This is a genomic window from Curvibacter sp. EU05-FHT14A10, assembly GCF_058791075.1.
Genome location: NZ_JBYTDE010000009.1, coordinates 55,656 through 70,454 on the forward strand (window position 1 = coordinate 55,656; position 14,799 = coordinate 70,454).

The following is a 14,799-nucleotide window of genomic DNA, read 5'->3' on the forward strand; positions in this document are numbered from 1 at the left end:
CATGGCGTGGTCCTGCGCACTGTGGCGCTCAATCCTGGTCGATTTCGTCGCTGCATGCCGACTCGTCGTCCTCAACGCCCCGGCCTGCCAGTACCTGGCGCACCACCTCGGACGAGAAGCCGCGCGCCATCAGAAAGCGGGTTTGCCGGGCCCGCTCGGTGGCCGCCGTCGGCAGGCTGTCAAAGCGCTTGCGCCAAACCACCTGAGCACGCGCCAGTTCGGTGTCACGCAAGCCGGCCAAGGCCTGCTGCACGGCTTCGCCCTGCAGGCCCTTGGCCTGCAACTCCTGACGCAGACGCCCGGCGCCCAGACGCGAGGCCCGGCGGTACAGCAGCGACTCGATCACGCGCTGCTCATCAATGAAGCCTCGGGCCTGCAACTCGTCCAGCGCCCGGGCCAATTCACCGGGCACCTCTTCGTGAGGCGCCAGCTTGCGCTCCAGCTCTGAGCGCGAATGCTCGCGCATAGCGAGGTAGCGCAGCGCACGCCCCTTGAGCGAAATCTTTTCAAACGACATCGGCACTCAGCCGGCCCAGAGGCCCCGCCCGGCAAGAGGCGGGCACCCCGGAGCCTGGGCCTGTCACGCGGCGTCGGCAGCCGCAGCCGGGCTGCTCAGCACCGGGGGCAACAGGGCGATGCCCAGGCTTTCACGCACCTTGTTCTCGATCTCGCGGGCCAGGTCGGGGTTCTCGCGCAGGAACTCACGGGCGTTGTCACGGCCCTGGCCGATCTTTTCGCCGTTGTAGGCATACCAGGCACCCGATTTTTCGATGATCTTGGCGGTGACACCCATGTCGATGATTTCACCATGGCGGCTGATGCCCTCGCCGAACAGAATGTCGAACTCGGCCGTCTTGAACGGAGGCGAGACCTTGTTCTTCACGACCTTCACCTTGGTCTCGTTGCCGATCGCCTCTTCGCCCTTCTTGATGGTGCCGGTGCGGCGGATGTCCAGGCGCACCGAGGCGTAGAACTTCAGCGCATTGCCGCCGGTGGTGGTTTCGGGCGAACCGAACATCACGCCGATCTTCATGCGGATCTGGTTGATGAAAATGACCATGCAGTTGGTCTTCTTGATGGTCGAGGTCAGCTTGCGCAACGCCTGGCTCATCAGGCGGGCCTGCAGGCCGGGCAGAGAGTCGCCCATTTCACCTTCGATTTCGGCCTTGGGCGTGAGCGCGGCCACCGAGTCGACCACGATCAGGTCCACCGCCCCCGAGCGCACCAGGCTGTCCACGATCTCCAGGGCCTGCTCGCCGGTGTCGGGCTGGCTGATCAGCAGTTCCTGCAGGTTCACGCCCAGCTTCTGGGCGTACTGGATGTCGAGCGCGTGCTCGGCGTCGACAAAGGCACACGTGCCGCCTTGCTTCTGCATCTCGGCCACCACCTGCAGGGTCAGCGTGGTCTTGCCCGAGGATTCCGGGCCGTAGATCTCAACCACCCGGCCGCGCGGCAGGCCGCCCACGCCCAGGGCCACGTCCAGGCCCAGCGAGCCGGTGGAGATCACCTGGATGTCCTCGATCGCCTCGCCCTCGCCCAGGCGCATGATCGTGCCTTTGCCGAACTGCTTTTCGATCTGCGCGAGCGCGGCCTGCAAGGCCTTGGCTTTTTCGGAATTGGCGGCGTTGCCTTTGACGGGTGCGTCCATGGAGAGCTCCTGAAGAGGGTGAAAGGGTCGGGTGGATCAGTCACTGTGATTGATCACAGGCTGGATGCTTGAACAGCAGTTTAAACAAGGTCTTCTGAAAATTTTCATGTTTTTTAGTCAGTTTGCCTGACTATTAAAATCACCCCATGCTCGCCCCTCCACCCGCTGCCGACGCTTGGCGCCTGACCCACCTGGGCCGGCTGATGGGCCACGCGCTGCGTCGCTTCGACGAGCGCGTGCTGACCCTGATGGCGCACGACCTGGACGTGCCCCTGGCCCTGTCCAACCTGGCGGCCCGCGGCCAGGTGAGCGCGGCCCACATCCACATCACACGCCACCTGGGCCTGGACGGCTCACGGCTGACCGAGTTGGCCGCCAGCGCCGGCATGAGCAAGCAGGCCATGGGCGATCTGGTGACCCAGTGCGAAGCCTGGGGCCTGGTGCGGCGCGAGGTCGACCCGCAGGACGCGCGGGCCCGGAGGATCTGCTTCACCGACACCGGGCTGGCCTGGCTGCAGGCCTTCCGGCGGGCCGTGACCCAGGCCGAGGCCGAATTCCGCGCCGCCGTGGGGGACGAGGTGGCCACCGTGGTGGCGCTGGGGCTGGAGGCCTACGCAGGCAGCTGAGGTGGGTTTGTCTGAAGACAATCCGACGGCTCATACGGCCTAGAATTTGGGGTGAACGGCCATGCCGAGCCGAACGCCGCCCGCACCCCAGGAGACCCCATGAGAATTCTGATTGCCGAAGACGACCAGGTGCTGGCCGATGGCCTGTTGCGCACCCTGCGCGCCTCGGGTGCCGCGGTGGACCACGTGGCCAGCGGCGCCGAAGCCGATGCGGCGCTGATGACCAACAACGAGTTCGATCTGCTGATCCTCGACCTGGGCCTGCCCCGCATGCACGGACTGGAGGTGCTCAAGCGCCTGCGCAGCCGCGGCTCGGCCCTGCCGGTGCTGATCCTGACCGCGGCCGACAGCGTTGAAGAACGCGTCAAGGGCCTGGACTACGGTGCAGACGACTACATGGCCAAGCCTTTCTCGCTGCAAGAGCTCGAAGCCCGCGTGCGCGCCCTCACCCGGCGTGGCATGGGCGGCACCAGCAGCACCATCAAACACGGCCCGCTGATCTACGACCAGGCCGGACGTGTGGCCACCATCGACGGCAAGATGGTTGAACTGTCGGCCCGCGAGCTGGGCCTGCTCGAAGTGCTGCTGCAACGCGCCGGCCGGCTGGTCAGCAAAGACCAGTTGGTGGAGCGCCTGTGCGAATGGGGCGAAGAGGTGAGCAACAACGCCATCGAGGTCTACATCCACCGCCTGCGCAAGAAGATCGAACGCGGCCCGATCCGCATCGCCACGGTACGCGGCCTGGGCTACTGTCTCGAAAAAATCCCCGGCTAGGCCCACCCCTTGAAAATCTTCCAGCGTGAGCAGCGTTCGCTGTTTGGCGAGATCCTTGACTGGATGCTCACGCCCCTGCTGCTGCTGTGGCCGGTCAGCCTGGCCCTGACCTGGCTGGTGGCCCAGGGCATTGCCAACAAGCCCTTCGACCGGGCGCTGGACTACAACGTGCAGACGCTGGCCCAGCTGATCACGGTGCACAACAACCGCGCCAGCTTCAACCTGCCCCTGCCCGCCAGCGAGCTGCTGCGCGCCGACGACTCTGACATGGTGTATTACCAGGTCATGGGCACGCGCGGCGAGTTCCTGTCCGGCGAAGCCGCGCTGCCACTGCCCGCCGAAGAAGACAAGCAGGTCATCGGCGTGGTGCGCTTGCGCGACGACGAACTCAAGGGCCTGGAAGTGCGCGTGGCCTACATCTGGGTGCGGCTGCCGATCGAGAACGCCGAACCCGCCCTGGTGCAAGTGGCCGAGACCCGCGAGAAGCGCTCCGTGCTGGCCACCGAGATCATCAAAGGCGTGATGCTGCCGCAGTTCGTCATCCTGCCGCTGGCCGTGCTGCTGGTATGGCTCGCCCTGGCGCGCGGCATCAAGCCCTTGTCGCAACTTGAGGAGCGCATCCGCGCCCGCGACCCCGACGACCTCAGCCCGCTCGATGACAAGGCCGTGCCGGTCGAAGTGGCCCCCCTGGTGTCTTCGGTGAACGACCTGCTGACACGCCTGAACGACTCGATCGCCACGCAAAAGCGCTTTCTGGCGGATGCCGCCCACCAGCTCAAAACCCCGCTGGCGGGCCTGCGCATGCAGGCCGACCTGGCCCAGCGCGAAGGCACCAGCACTGAAGAGCTCAAGCAGTCACTCAAGCAAATCGGGCGCTCCAGCATCCGCGCCACCCACACCGTCAATCAGCTGCTGTCACTGGCCCGGGCCGAGAACAGTGGTGCAGCCCTGACGCGACAGCCCTGCGACCTGGCCCGGCTGACCATGGAGGTGGTGCGCGACTCGGTGCCGCGCGCCATGGAAAAGCGCATCGACCTGGGCTACGACGGCGCCAGCCCTGGTGCGGCCGGCGTGCAACTGATGGGCAACCCCACCTTGCTCAAGGAGCTGGTGCGCAACCTGGTGGACAACGCCATCAACTACACCCCCAGTACCGACACCCGCCCCGGCGTGGTGACGGCCCGCGTGCTGGCCGACCCCTTCAGCCGAGCCCTGCTGCTGCAGGTGGAAGACTCAGGCCCCGGCATTCCAGAGGCCGAACGCGAGCTGGTGTTCCAGCCCTTCTACCGCGCCCTGGGCACCGATGCCGACGGCTCGGGCCTGGGCTTGCCCATCGTGCTGGAGATCGCGCGCCAGCACGAGGCCAGCATCACGCTCAACGACGCGCGGCCAGGCGAACAACCGCCAGGGGCCAGCTTCACGGTGCGGTTTGTATCGAACTGCCCTGAAGGCCTGCCCACCTGAGCCTGAATGGCCCGGTGGTCAGCACGGCCGCAGGCTTTTGCCGCCCAGGCTGTCGCGCAGCGGCTCCAGCTTGCCGCGCAGCGCCTCACCCACGGCCGGCAGCTTGAGGGCATAGGCCTTGCTGTCAGGTCGCTCCTGCACCACCTTGGCCGTGCGCACGCCGCGTTGCGACAGGGCGGCCAACTCTTCATTGGCGGCGCCCTGAGAAACAAAGCTGCCCAGTGACAGACCGGGCTCCAGAGCCGGATTGGTCAAGGGTTCGAAGCTGATGCGGCGGGCCCGCAGTTCGGCCTTCTTGCGGCTCAGCATGTCGGGGTCGCCGTAGCGGCCCATGTAGATGATCCAGCGACCTGGCACGGTGATGGTGTCCAGACTCCATTGCCCCGTTGCAAGCGACTGCGTGGCGGCCTCGCGCACCACAGCCGCCAGCTTGTCGTCCAGGGGACCGGCGGTCAGGCATTCGGTGATGCTGGCGGCCGCGGCCTCGGCGGCCAGGCGCTTGCTTTCGTCGGCCGTCATCAGGGTCAGCGCCTCAGGCTTGATCTGCTGGGCCAGGTGCTGTGGCTCGGACGGGTTCACCGGGGCCAGCCCCAGCGCAGCCAGGTGACCCTGCGTCCACAGAAAATACGCACCATTGACCAGCAGCAGCAAGACGACGAGCAGACGAAGCATGGGCAGGTGTGAGACAAGGGCAGTGGGTTGAAACCAGGGCCTCAGCAGGCCGGTGGCGACGCAGGCACCGGCCGCACACTCACCTCGGAACTGTGGATGGCCTGGGTGCCCTGTGCAGTATGCACGAGCAGCGCCCCCCCGGCATCCACGCCAGCGGCCACCCCCTCCAGACCGTCGCTGGTGCGCACAGGCCGGCCGAGCAGCACATCACGGGTCAGGAAACGGGGCAGCAAGGGGGCAAAACCGCTGTCGGCAAAACCCAGCACCCTGGCCACCAGTGGGGGAATGACTTGCAGCAGCGTCTGCGGCGCGCTGGCCTGGGCCTGCCAGTCACGCAGTGTGGCCAGCGGGGTCGACGTGCCCTCGACGGCGCGCGGCAAGATGTTGAGGCCGACGCCGATCACCACATACCGCGGCGCGGGGGGCTGACCAGGCGGGGCAGCGCCGCCGCCGGCGGTCTCGATCAGAATGCCGCCCAGCTTGCAATCGTGCCGCCACAGGTCATTGGGCCATTTGAGCCCCAGGCCGGCCCGTGCATCGGGGTCGAGCGACTCGGCCAAGCTCAGCCCCACCGCCAGCGACAGACCCGACCAGTCAGCAGGCGCCAAAGGCAGACCCAGCGAAAACATCAGCGAGGGCGGCTCGCCCGCCTCAGGCGCACCACCGCCCTGCCAGACCCGGCCCATGCGGCCACGGCCGGCCGTCTGGCGCTCGGCGACCAGCAGCACCGGCTCATGGCGGCCCGCCCGGGCCCGGCGCATGAGTTCGGTGTTGGTGGAGTCGATCTCGGGCAGCACCTCCACCGAGAAGCCGGGCAGCACGGGTTCCACCGCCTCCCAGATGGCCTCGGCAGGCCAACGCACGACAGGGTTCATGGTCATGCCGCTCCCCTCAGGCAGCCCGCCGACCCGCCTTGGACGGCGCCTTGGCTGTCTTGGCTGTCTTGGCTGTCTTGGCTGTCTTGAGCTGGCTGGGCGTCTTGGGCGTGGCCGAGCGGCGCTTGGGCGCCAACAAGGTGCCACGGCACTGCGCAGCGCCGCACCAGCAGGGGTACTCGGCCTTGAGCTTGGGCGTGTAACGCTCGTCGATGATCAGGCCGTAGTCGTAGTTCAACTCTTCGCCAGCGCGGATGTTGCGCAGGGCACGGATGAAGATGCGGCCGTCTTCCTCATCGGCGATGCAGTTGGGATCGCAGCTGTGGTTGATCCAGCGCGAAGAGTTGCCCCCGTGCAGCGCATCGATCACGCGGTCGGCATCGACGTGAAAATAAAAGGTGTGGTTCGGGTCGCTCGGATCGTGCGGGTGGCGGTCTTGCGCCTCATCCCAGGTGATCACCTCACCCACGTACTCGATCAGGGTCTCCCCCTCAGCGATGTCTTGCAGGGCAAACACGCCTCGGCCATGAACCCCCGAGCGGCGGGTCTGGAGGCGGCGGCCGGAAATCGAGGGGGCTTTTGCGGACATGACCAAAAACTCTGTTAACTTGGAAAGAGCACCTGCGCGTGCGCACACCCAGGTGCGTGTGTGCGTGCATGCGCGCGAAACCCGGATTGTAGGAGGCTGGCAGACCAGCTTCGGGCCGGACCTTGAAAAGGGAAGACGCTGAAATGACAAAGACTCTGGTGATTGCTGAAAAACCGTCGGTGGCACAAGACATCGTGCGGGCGCTCACCCCCAGCACAGGCAAGTTCGAGAAGTTCGACGATCACTTCGAAAACGACAATTTCGTGGTGACCAGCGCCGTGGGCCACCTGGTCGAAATCCAGGCTCCCGAGCAATTCGACGTCAAGCGCGGCAAGTGGAGCTTCGCCAACCTGCCGGTGATTCCGCCCTTCTTCGACCTGAAGCCGGTCGACAAGACCAAGAGCCGCTTGAACGCCGTGGTCAAGCAAGCCAAGCGCAAAGACGTCAGCGCCCTCATCAACGCCTGTGACGCGGGCCGCGAGGGCGAGCTGATCTTCCGCCTGATCGAGCAATACGCGGGCGGGCAGAAGGGCGGCCAATACCAGCCGCTGGGCAAACCGGTCAAGCGCCTGTGGCTGCAGTCGATGACGCCCCAGGCCATCCGAGACGGCTTTGACAAACTGCGCAGCGAAAGCCAGATGGCCGGCCTGGCCAGCGCCGCCCGCAGCCGCTCCGAGGCCGACTGGCTGGTGGGCATCAACGGCACCCGGGCCATGACGGCCTTCAACTCGCGCGATGGCGGCTTCTTCCTGACCACCGTGGGCCGAGTCCAGACCCCCACGCTGGCCGTGGTGGTCGAGCGCGAGGAACAGATCCGGAAATTCATCAGCCGCGACTACTGGGAAATCCACGCCAGTTTCGGCGCCGCCGCAGGCGAATACCCGGGCAAGTGGTTCAACCCCACCTGGAAAAAAGACCCTGAAGACGCCGAAAAGCGTGCCGATCGCGTCTGGAGCGCCCAGGAAGCCCTGACGATTGCCAATGCCGTGCGCGGCAAGCCGGCCACGGTCACCGAAGAAAGCAAGCCCACCACGCAGGCCTCGCCCCAGCTGTTCGACCTCACCTCGCTGCAGCGCGAGGCCAACGGCAAGTTCGGCTTCAGCGCCAAGACCACGCTGGCCCTGGCGCAAAGCCTGTATGAGCGCCACAAGGCCCTGACCTACCCGCGTACCGACTCGCGCGCCCTGCCCGAGGACTACCTGCCGGTGGCCCGCCAGACCTTCGAGATGCTGGCCGACAGCGGTATGCGTCACCTGGCCCCGCACGCCCTGACCGCGCTCAACAACGGCTACATCAAGCCCAGCAAGCGCATCTTCGACAACAGCAAGGTCAGTGATCACTTTGCCATCATCCCCACGCTGCAAGCCCCCAGCGGCCTGAGCGAAGCCGAACAGAAGCTGTACGACCTGGTGGTGCGCCGCTTTATGGCGGTGTTCTTCCCGAGTGCCGAATACCAAGTCACCACCCGCGTGAGCCAGGTGCTGGAGCACCACTTCAAGACCGAAGGCAAGGTGCTGGTCAAGCCAGGCTGGCTGGCCATCTACGGCAAAGAAGCCGCGGCCGAAGTGGCCGATGCCAAGGAAGGCGACAAGGGCCAGAACCTGGTGCCCGTGGCCCCCGGCGAGAAGCCGCTGGCCGAAAGTGCCGAGGCCAAGGGCCTGAAGACCCGCCCACCGGCGCGCTACTCCGAAGCCACGCTGCTGGGCGCCATGGAAGGCGCCGGCAAGATGGTCGAAGACGATGAACTGCGCGAAGCCATGCAGGAAAAGGGCCTGGGCACCCCAGCCACCCGGGCCGCCATCATCGAAGGCCTGATCCTCGAGAAATACATGCTGCGCGAAGGCCGCGAGCTGATCCCCACCGCCAAGGCCTTCCAGCTCATGACGCTGCTGCGGGGCCTGGGCGTGGAGGAACTGTCCCGCCCCGAGCTGACCGGCGAGTGGGAGTACAAGCTCTCGCAGATGGAAAAAGGCCTGCTCAGCCGCGAAGAGTTCATGCAGCAGATCGCTGCCATGACCGAGCACATCGTCAAGAAGGCCAAAGAATACGACCGCGACACCGTGCCCGGCGATTACGCCACCCTGGGCGCGCCCTGCCCGAATTGCGGCGGCGTGGTGAAAGAAAACTACCGCCGCTACAGCTGCACCGGTGCCGACGGCCACAGCGACGGCTGCGGCTTCTCGTTCACCAAGTCGCCGGCGGGCCGCACCTTCGAGCCCGACGAGGCCGAAGCCTTTCTGCGTGACAAGCACATCGGCCCGCTGGAGGGCTTCCGCTCCAAGGCGGGTTGGCCCTTTGTGGCCGAGATGGCGCTCAAGTTCAGCGAAGACGACAAGAACTGGAAGCTCGAGTTCGACTTTGGCGATGACAAGGACGGCGAAGAAACCGGCGAACTACAGGATCTGTCGGGCCAGGAATCCTTGGGCCCCTGCCCCAAATGCGGTGCCCCGGTGGTGGAACATGGCGCCAACTATGTGTGCAGCAAATCGGTGCCCACCGCCGAGCAGCCCACTCCGAGCTGCGACTTCAAGAGCGGCAAGATCATCCTGCAGCAGCCGGTGGAACGCGATCAGATGCACAAGCTGCTGAGCACTGGCAAGACCGACCTGCTCGACAAATTCGTCAGCATGCGCACCCGCCGCAGCTTCAAGGCCTTCCTGGCCTGGGACGCTGCGGCCAGCAAGGTGAACTTCGAGTTCGAACCGCGCGAAAGCAAGTTCCCGCCGCGCAAGACCGCGGGCGCAGCCGCCAAGGCCGCCCCGGCCAAGAAGGCCGCAGCCAAGGCCCCGGCCGCCAAGAAGACCGCCACCAAGACCCCGCGCAAGGCCACGCCGGGCAGCGGGCTCACCCCCAGCGCCGCATTGGCTGCCGTGATCGGAGGCGAGGCCGTGGCGCGCACCGAGGTCATCAAGAAGGTGTGGGACTACGTGAAGGCCAACGGCCTGCAGGATGCCGCCAACAAGCGCGCCATCAACGCCGATGCCAAGCTGCTGCCGGTGTTCGGCAAGCCGCAGATCACGATGTTCGAGCTGGCGGGCATTGTCGGGAAGCATCTCTCCGCGGCTTGACCCCCCCTGAGCCGCCTTCGGCGCCACCATGCGGCCGGGGCAAAGCCCTTGATGATCAACCCCTGGGCAGGGCTTGTGTCAGGTAGCCGAGCAGGGCCTGGGTGGCCTGTTGTTCGAGCGCGTCCAGGTCGGGCGGGGTCGGGCTGGCCAGGTGGGCATGGGCGACCAGGCCGTAGAGTATGGTCTGGCAGACCCGGGCGGCTTGCGGCGCCTGGGCCCGCGCCGGCTCGGGCAGATCGCCTGCGGCCTCGATCACCTGCACCCAGCCCTCGATGAAGCGCTGGTACATCTTGCGGTAGGCCTCCACCCCTGAGAGGTGGCGCTCCAGCAGGTAATGGGCACTCCACTCGGCAGGGTGGGCCCGGTGGGCCGCCAACTGAGAGGCCAGCACGGCCTGCACCAGCTCGGCCAGGGGGCGGCCGCGCCGGGCCTCCACCGCCTGCTGCAGGGCCGTCAACAGCTCCTTGGAGCGAAGGTGCAGGCAGACCCGCGCCAGGTCTTCCTTGCTGGCAAAGTACTCGTAGAAGCTGCCCAGGCTGGTGCCGGCCAGGCCGGTGATCGCACGGATGCTGATGCGGGGGTAATCGCTCTCTACCAAAAGCTGAACAAAGGCCTGCTGCAGGGCCTGGGCCGTGAGGCGGGCACGCGACTGGCTCGGGCGCCGTCGCTGGGGCTTGGCGGGTAGCACAGGGCGGGGCGAGGTCATGCAGGCAAATCCGGACACCCGAAGGGCAGGGGCTTCATAAAACTTTCCGAAGAAACGACGCCGGCCATTGTGAACGCCCAGCGATTCAGGTCCGCTGCTTTGACGCGAAGCCGCTCCCGTGCGCCAAGTCTCCCAGACCGTCCAGACGGAAACGCCATAGCCGGCGATGGTGGCACGGGAGCGCAGGCTCCATATTTTCTTCTGCGTCTGGGCTGGCCCCACATGCAGGTTCAACAACGGATCTGTTTGATCATTTCAGGCAGATGAAACTTGTCGAGTCTGGACCGCATGCGCACCCCGCCTGGCCCTGAAACGCAACGGCCTTGAAGGGGCGAGCCTGGACCCTTTGAGACCATTTCAACCAGGAGAGATCCATGCACTCGTGCAGTTTTGAACTCAACAATCAGCCCATGAGCGCCTTCAGAGTCAGCGCGCTATCGGTTCCTGCGGTCTCTGGACAAGGGCCGGACATCAACAAGCGAAGTTCAGCCTGTGTGCCAGGACGGGGCCCTATTCCCCCAGGACGTTACTATGTTTTTGACCGTCAGGGAGGAGGCAAGTTGGAATGGATCAAGAACCTGTTTCGTGACCGCGGCGATTGGTTTGCGCTGTATGCCATGGATGGCAAGCTGGACGACGAAACCTATTGCAACCAGTTGCTGCGAGGGCAGTTCCGCCTACATCCCAAAGGCCCCCGTGGCATCAGCGAGGGGTGTATCACCATCGACAATCTCAATGATTTTTATCGTGTGCGGGCTCTGCTCAAGAGCCAGCCGCCAACACCTGTGGCCGGCAGCACGTTGAAAGCATATGGGCAAGTCACTGTCAAATGAAACGCCTTCTCCTCTTACTCGTGTGGCTGGCCGGGGTGGGTATTGCCACGGTATCCATGAGCCGCTGGTGGTACCGCCACCCCGATCATTTTCCTCGCTTGCCCGACGGGCTCTGGCAGACGTTCGATCACCTGTTGGGCGTGGCCACGGTCGACGGTGCACGGGATGTCGAGTTGGCCGTGGTTGTACTGCTGTCGTTCGTGCTTGTGGTGCTCGCTGGGTCAGTTGTCTTGCTGATTTTTCGCTTGGTCAGGCGCAGGCCAGGCCCGTGATCGCGCGGATGCTGATGCGCGGGTCCTCGCTCTCCACCAAAAAGCTGAACAAAGGCCTGTTGCAGGGCCTGCGCCGTGAGGCGGGCACGCGACTGGCTGGGGCGCCGTCGCTGGGGTTAGGCGGGTGGGGCGGGTGGCATAGGGCGGGGCGAGGTCATGCAGGCAAATCCGGACACCCTTAGGGCCAGGGCTTCATAGAATTTTCGAGGAGCTTGGGCGTGCCATTTTGACCGCCCACTGACTGCCCGGCGAACCCACAGGAGACACCCATGATCGGCCACCACCCGGACAACCAGGTCCCGGAACTCAAGGACTACAACCTGTACGCCAGCGACCCGGTGCTGCGACGCTCGGTGCAGCGCGGCGGCGCCGCCTGGCGCGAGCCCGAGCTGCTGCGCCAGGGCGCCGAATACGGCAGCGAGCCCGTGTTGCGGGCCGCCGAAGACGCCAACCTGTACCCGCCCGAGTTGCGCACCCACTCGGCCACCGGCCAACGCATCGACTTCGTGAAGTTCCACCCCGCCTGGCACACCGTGATGGCCATCGCACGGCGCAACGGCAATGCCAACCTGCCCTACACCGATGCCCGCGCCTCGGCCTGGACGGCCTATGGCGCCTCGATGTTCATGCACAGTCAGATCGAGTCGGGCTCGGGCTGCCCCACCACCATGACCAAGGCCTGCATCCCGGTGATCGCGCTGAACGCGCCGCTGTACGCCGAGTTGGCGCCCAAGCTGATGTCGCTGGAGCATGACCCGCGCGACATTCCGCTGGCCCAGAAGACCTCGATCACGGTCGGCATGGGCATGACCGAAAAGCAGGGTGGCAGCGATGTGCGCACGAACACCACCCGCGCGGTGCCCCACGGGGCCGGCCCCTGGGGAGAGGAGTTCCTGCTGACCGGCCACAAGTGGTTCTTCTCGGCGCCGATGTGCGACGGCCACCTGGTGCTGGCCAAGACCGATGAGCACGGGTCGTCGTGCTTTTTCGTGCCCCGCTGGCGGCCCGACGGCAGCAAGAACCCGATCCACATCCAGCGACTCAAGTCCAAGGTCGGCAACCGCTCCAACTCCAGCAGCGAGGTCGAGTTCAAAGAGGCCTGGGGCGTGCTGGTGGGGGCCGAGGGGCGGGGCATCCGCACCATCATCGAGATGGCCAACTACACCCGGCTGGACTGCGCCTTGTCCAGTGCCGGCTACCTCCGCCAGGGCCTGGCGCAGGCCCTGCACTACACCCGCAACCGCTTCGTATTCGGGCGCTACCTGGTCGACCAGCCGGCCATGACCACGCTGCTGGCCGACATGGCCTTGGAGGCCGAAGCCGCCACCGTGCTGGCCATGGACCTGGCAGCCCACTTCGGCTCCAACGCCCCCCAGGACGTGGCCTGGCGGCGCCTGATGACCCCGGCCGCCAAGTTCTGGAACTGCAAGCGGGCGGTGGGCTTTTGCGGCGAAGCCATGGAGGTGTTCGGCGGCAACGGCTATGTGGAGGACGGCGCCATCGGCCGCCTGTTCCGCGAAGCCCCGGTCAATTCGATCTGGGAGGGCTCGGGCAACGTGATGTGCCTGGACGTGCTGCGTGCCATTGCCCACGCGCCCGATGACGCCCACGGCGTGCTCGACCTGCTGCAGGACATCGCCTCGCAAGAGCCCGAGCTGCTGCGCCAGGTGCACCTGCTGCGCACGGCCCTGATGCTGCCCCCCGAGGCCCTGGAGGCCCAGGCACGGCGCTTCACCCAGCGCCTGGCCTTGACGGCCCAGGCCTGCCTGATGTTGCAGCAGGCCAGCCCACTGGCCTCGGGGGCCTTCATCGCCAGCCGCTTCGACCCCGATTGGGGCCCGGTGAGCGGCATCACGGCCGGTACCGCCCAGGCCACCGAATTGATCAAGGCGGCCACCGCCGCCTGATCGACAGAAGGCGGTAGACATTGCCTTGACGGCACAATGGGCGCAGCACTGTCGCCCTATCCCAAGCCATTTCATGTCTTATCCGAACCGGCAGGCTCTTTTGGAGACTGTTCCCATGCCTGCCTTCCCCTCGACTGAACACCGCCACCCACCCCGGCGACTGCTGGGCCTGGCCCTGGTGGGCGGCCTGATGCTGAGCCTGGGTGGCCAGGCTCTGGCCGCTGGCTGGCCCGCTGAACGCCCGATCAAACTGGTGGTGCCGTTCCCCCCCGGCCAGGCCACCGACCTCTTTGCCCGTGCGCTGGCAGAGCCCCTGTCGCAGCGCCTGGGCCAGAGCGTGGTGGTCGAGAACAAGGCCGGTGCCGGCAGCAACATCGGCAGCGAGTTCGTGGCCCGATCTGCCCCTGACGGCTACACCCTGCTGGTGGCAGGCAGCGCCATGGCCGTGAACCAGACCTTGTACAAGAAGGTCAACTTCGACCCCACCAAAGACTTGGTGGGCATCTCGCTCATCGCCAAGGTGCCCCTGATCTTTCTGGCGACGCCGGCCTCGGGCATCACCAGCCTGCGCCAGCTGGTGCAGGAGGCCAAGGCCGCCCCGGGCCAACTGAGCTATGCCAGCGCCGGCATCGGCGGCACGCAGCACCTGTCGGGCGAGATGCTCAAGGCGCAGGCCGCCGTGTTCATCACCCACATCCCCTACCGCGGCAGCGGTCCGGCCCAGGCCGACTTTCTGGGCGCCCAGGTGCCGCTGATGGTCGATTCGGTGACGGCGGCACTGCCCCACATCCAGACCCACAAAGCCGTGCCACTGGCCGTGACCTCGGCCACGCGCTCGTCTCAACTGCCCGACGTGCCCACGGTGCGTGAAAGCGGCCTGCCGGCCCTGAAGAACTTCGAGGCCGTGGGCTGGCTGGGCTTGATGGCGCCACGCGGCACCCCGCCCGAGGTGCTGCAGCGCCTGAACACCGAGGTGGTGGCCCTGCTGAAATCAGAGAAGCTGGCGGCCTTCATCCGCGAGCGGGGCTCGGAGCCCAGCCCGGGCACCGGCGCCGAGTTCGACCGTTTCATTGCCAGTGAAATTGTGAAGTGGGGCGCCGTGGTCAAGACCTCGGGTGCCAGCGCTGAATGAATGTGGCCCCCACGGTCGCGCACTGCGTGTCGCTCCCTGCCCCCCGAGGGGGCCGCAGGCCGCCTTGGGGCGGCCCGGCGCCGGCCTGTTCACTTCGTTGCAGGACTGCTGGATGAAGACAGGGGCCTGAAGGCCTCTGCGCTTGCTCACTTCGTGTCGCTCCCTGCCCCCCGAGGGGGCCGCAGGCCGCCTTGGGGCGGCCCGGCGCCGGCCTGTTCACTTCGTTGCAGGAC

General features: G+C 66.3%; 14 protein-coding genes. 8 read left to right on the plus strand and 6 right to left on the minus strand.

Annotated elements, in window-relative coordinates; translation table 11 throughout:
* Positions 1–28: 28 nt before the first annotated feature.
* Positions 29–517, minus strand: coding sequence for a recombination regulator RecX (gene recX / locus AC3WUT_RS18180; RefSeq protein ID WP_492348487.1), 489 nt, complete (start codon positions 515–517; stop codon positions 29–31).
* 63 nt (positions 518–580) lie between these two features.
* Positions 581–1,648, minus strand: coding sequence for a recombinase RecA (gene recA / locus AC3WUT_RS18185; protein ID WP_492348488.1), 1,068 nt, complete (start codon positions 1,646–1,648; stop codon positions 581–583).
* A 146-nt stretch (positions 1,649–1,794) separates the two neighbouring features.
* Between recA and AC3WUT_RS18190 the strand changes: the two genes are divergently transcribed.
* From AC3WUT_RS18190 to AC3WUT_RS18200, 3 genes are all read left to right on the plus strand, one after another.
* Positions 1,795–2,274, plus strand: a complete 480-nt coding sequence (locus tag AC3WUT_RS18190; RefSeq protein ID WP_492348489.1) for a MarR family winged helix-turn-helix transcriptional regulator — start codon at positions 1,795–1,797, stop codon at positions 2,272–2,274.
* A 99-nt stretch (positions 2,275–2,373) separates the two neighbouring features.
* Positions 2,374–3,048 carry a response regulator gene (locus AC3WUT_RS18195; RefSeq protein ID WP_027474739.1) on the plus strand — a complete coding sequence of 225 codons (675 nt, stop codon included), beginning with the start codon at positions 2,374–2,376 and terminating at the stop codon, positions 3,046–3,048.
* 9 nt (positions 3,049–3,057) lie between these two features.
* Complete coding sequence (locus tag AC3WUT_RS18200) at positions 3,058–4,512, plus strand: sensor histidine kinase (protein WP_492348490.1); 1,455 nt, start codon at positions 3,058–3,060, stop codon at positions 4,510–4,512.
* 18 nt (positions 4,513–4,530) lie between these two features.
* Here the strand turns inward: AC3WUT_RS18200 and AC3WUT_RS18205 are convergent, their stop codons facing one another.
* Genes AC3WUT_RS18205 through AC3WUT_RS18215 form a run of 3 tightly spaced genes read right to left on the minus strand, consistent with a single transcriptional unit; the run spans position 4,531 to position 6,648 of the window.
* Positions 4,531–5,184, minus strand: a complete 654-nt coding sequence (locus AC3WUT_RS18205) for an SPOR domain-containing protein (RefSeq protein WP_492348491.1) — start codon at positions 5,182–5,184, stop codon at positions 4,531–4,533.
* A gap of 41 nt (positions 5,185–5,225) precedes the next feature.
* Entirely contained in the window at positions 5,226–6,065 is an 840-nt protein-coding gene (locus tag AC3WUT_RS18210; RefSeq protein ID WP_492348492.1) for a biotin--[acetyl-CoA-carboxylase] ligase, read from the minus strand.
* 10 nt (positions 6,066–6,075) lie between these two features.
* The gene (locus tag AC3WUT_RS18215; RefSeq protein ID WP_492348493.1) at positions 6,076–6,648 is read right to left on the minus strand and encodes an SET domain-containing protein; all 573 of its coding nucleotides are present in this window, start codon (positions 6,646–6,648) and stop codon (positions 6,076–6,078) included.
* 143 nt (positions 6,649–6,791) lie between these two features.
* Here AC3WUT_RS18215 and AC3WUT_RS18220 point away from each other — a divergent pair, with 143 nt between their 5' ends.
* On the plus strand, positions 6,792–9,716 hold the full coding sequence (locus tag AC3WUT_RS18220; RefSeq protein ID WP_492348494.1) for a DNA topoisomerase III: 2,925 nt from the start codon (positions 6,792–6,794) through the stop codon (positions 9,714–9,716).
* A 55-nt stretch (positions 9,717–9,771) separates the two neighbouring features.
* On the opposite strand, the gene AC3WUT_RS18225 is transcribed toward AC3WUT_RS18220, so the two are convergent.
* The gene (locus tag AC3WUT_RS18225; RefSeq protein WP_492348495.1) at positions 9,772–10,422 is read right to left on the minus strand and encodes a TetR/AcrR family transcriptional regulator; all 651 of its coding nucleotides are present in this window, start codon (positions 10,420–10,422) and stop codon (positions 9,772–9,774) included.
* Positions 10,423–10,796: 374 nt separating this feature from the next.
* Between AC3WUT_RS18225 and AC3WUT_RS18230 the strand changes: the two genes are divergently transcribed.
* The 4 genes from AC3WUT_RS18230 (at position 10,797) to AC3WUT_RS18245 (ending at position 14,566) form a co-directional block, all read left to right on the plus strand.
* The gene (locus tag AC3WUT_RS18230; RefSeq protein WP_492348496.1) at positions 10,797–11,255 is read left to right on the plus strand and encodes a DUF2778 domain-containing protein; all 459 of its coding nucleotides are present in this window, start codon (positions 10,797–10,799) and stop codon (positions 11,253–11,255) included.
* The gene (locus AC3WUT_RS18235; RefSeq protein ID WP_492348497.1) at positions 11,252–11,527 is read left to right on the plus strand and encodes a hypothetical protein; all 276 of its coding nucleotides are present in this window, start codon (positions 11,252–11,254) and stop codon (positions 11,525–11,527) included. Before AC3WUT_RS18230 ends, AC3WUT_RS18235 begins: the two co-directional genes overlap by 4 nt.
* Before the next feature lie 269 nt (positions 11,528–11,796).
* Complete coding sequence (locus AC3WUT_RS18240) at positions 11,797–13,434, plus strand: acyl-CoA dehydrogenase family protein (RefSeq protein WP_492348498.1); 1,638 nt, start codon at positions 11,797–11,799, stop codon at positions 13,432–13,434.
* Between the two features lie 190 nt (positions 13,435–13,624).
* Entirely contained in the window at positions 13,625–14,566 is a 942-nt protein-coding gene (locus AC3WUT_RS18245; protein ID WP_492348637.1) for a tripartite tricarboxylate transporter substrate binding protein, read from the plus strand.
* The last annotated feature ends 233 nt before the right edge of the window (positions 14,567–14,799 follow it).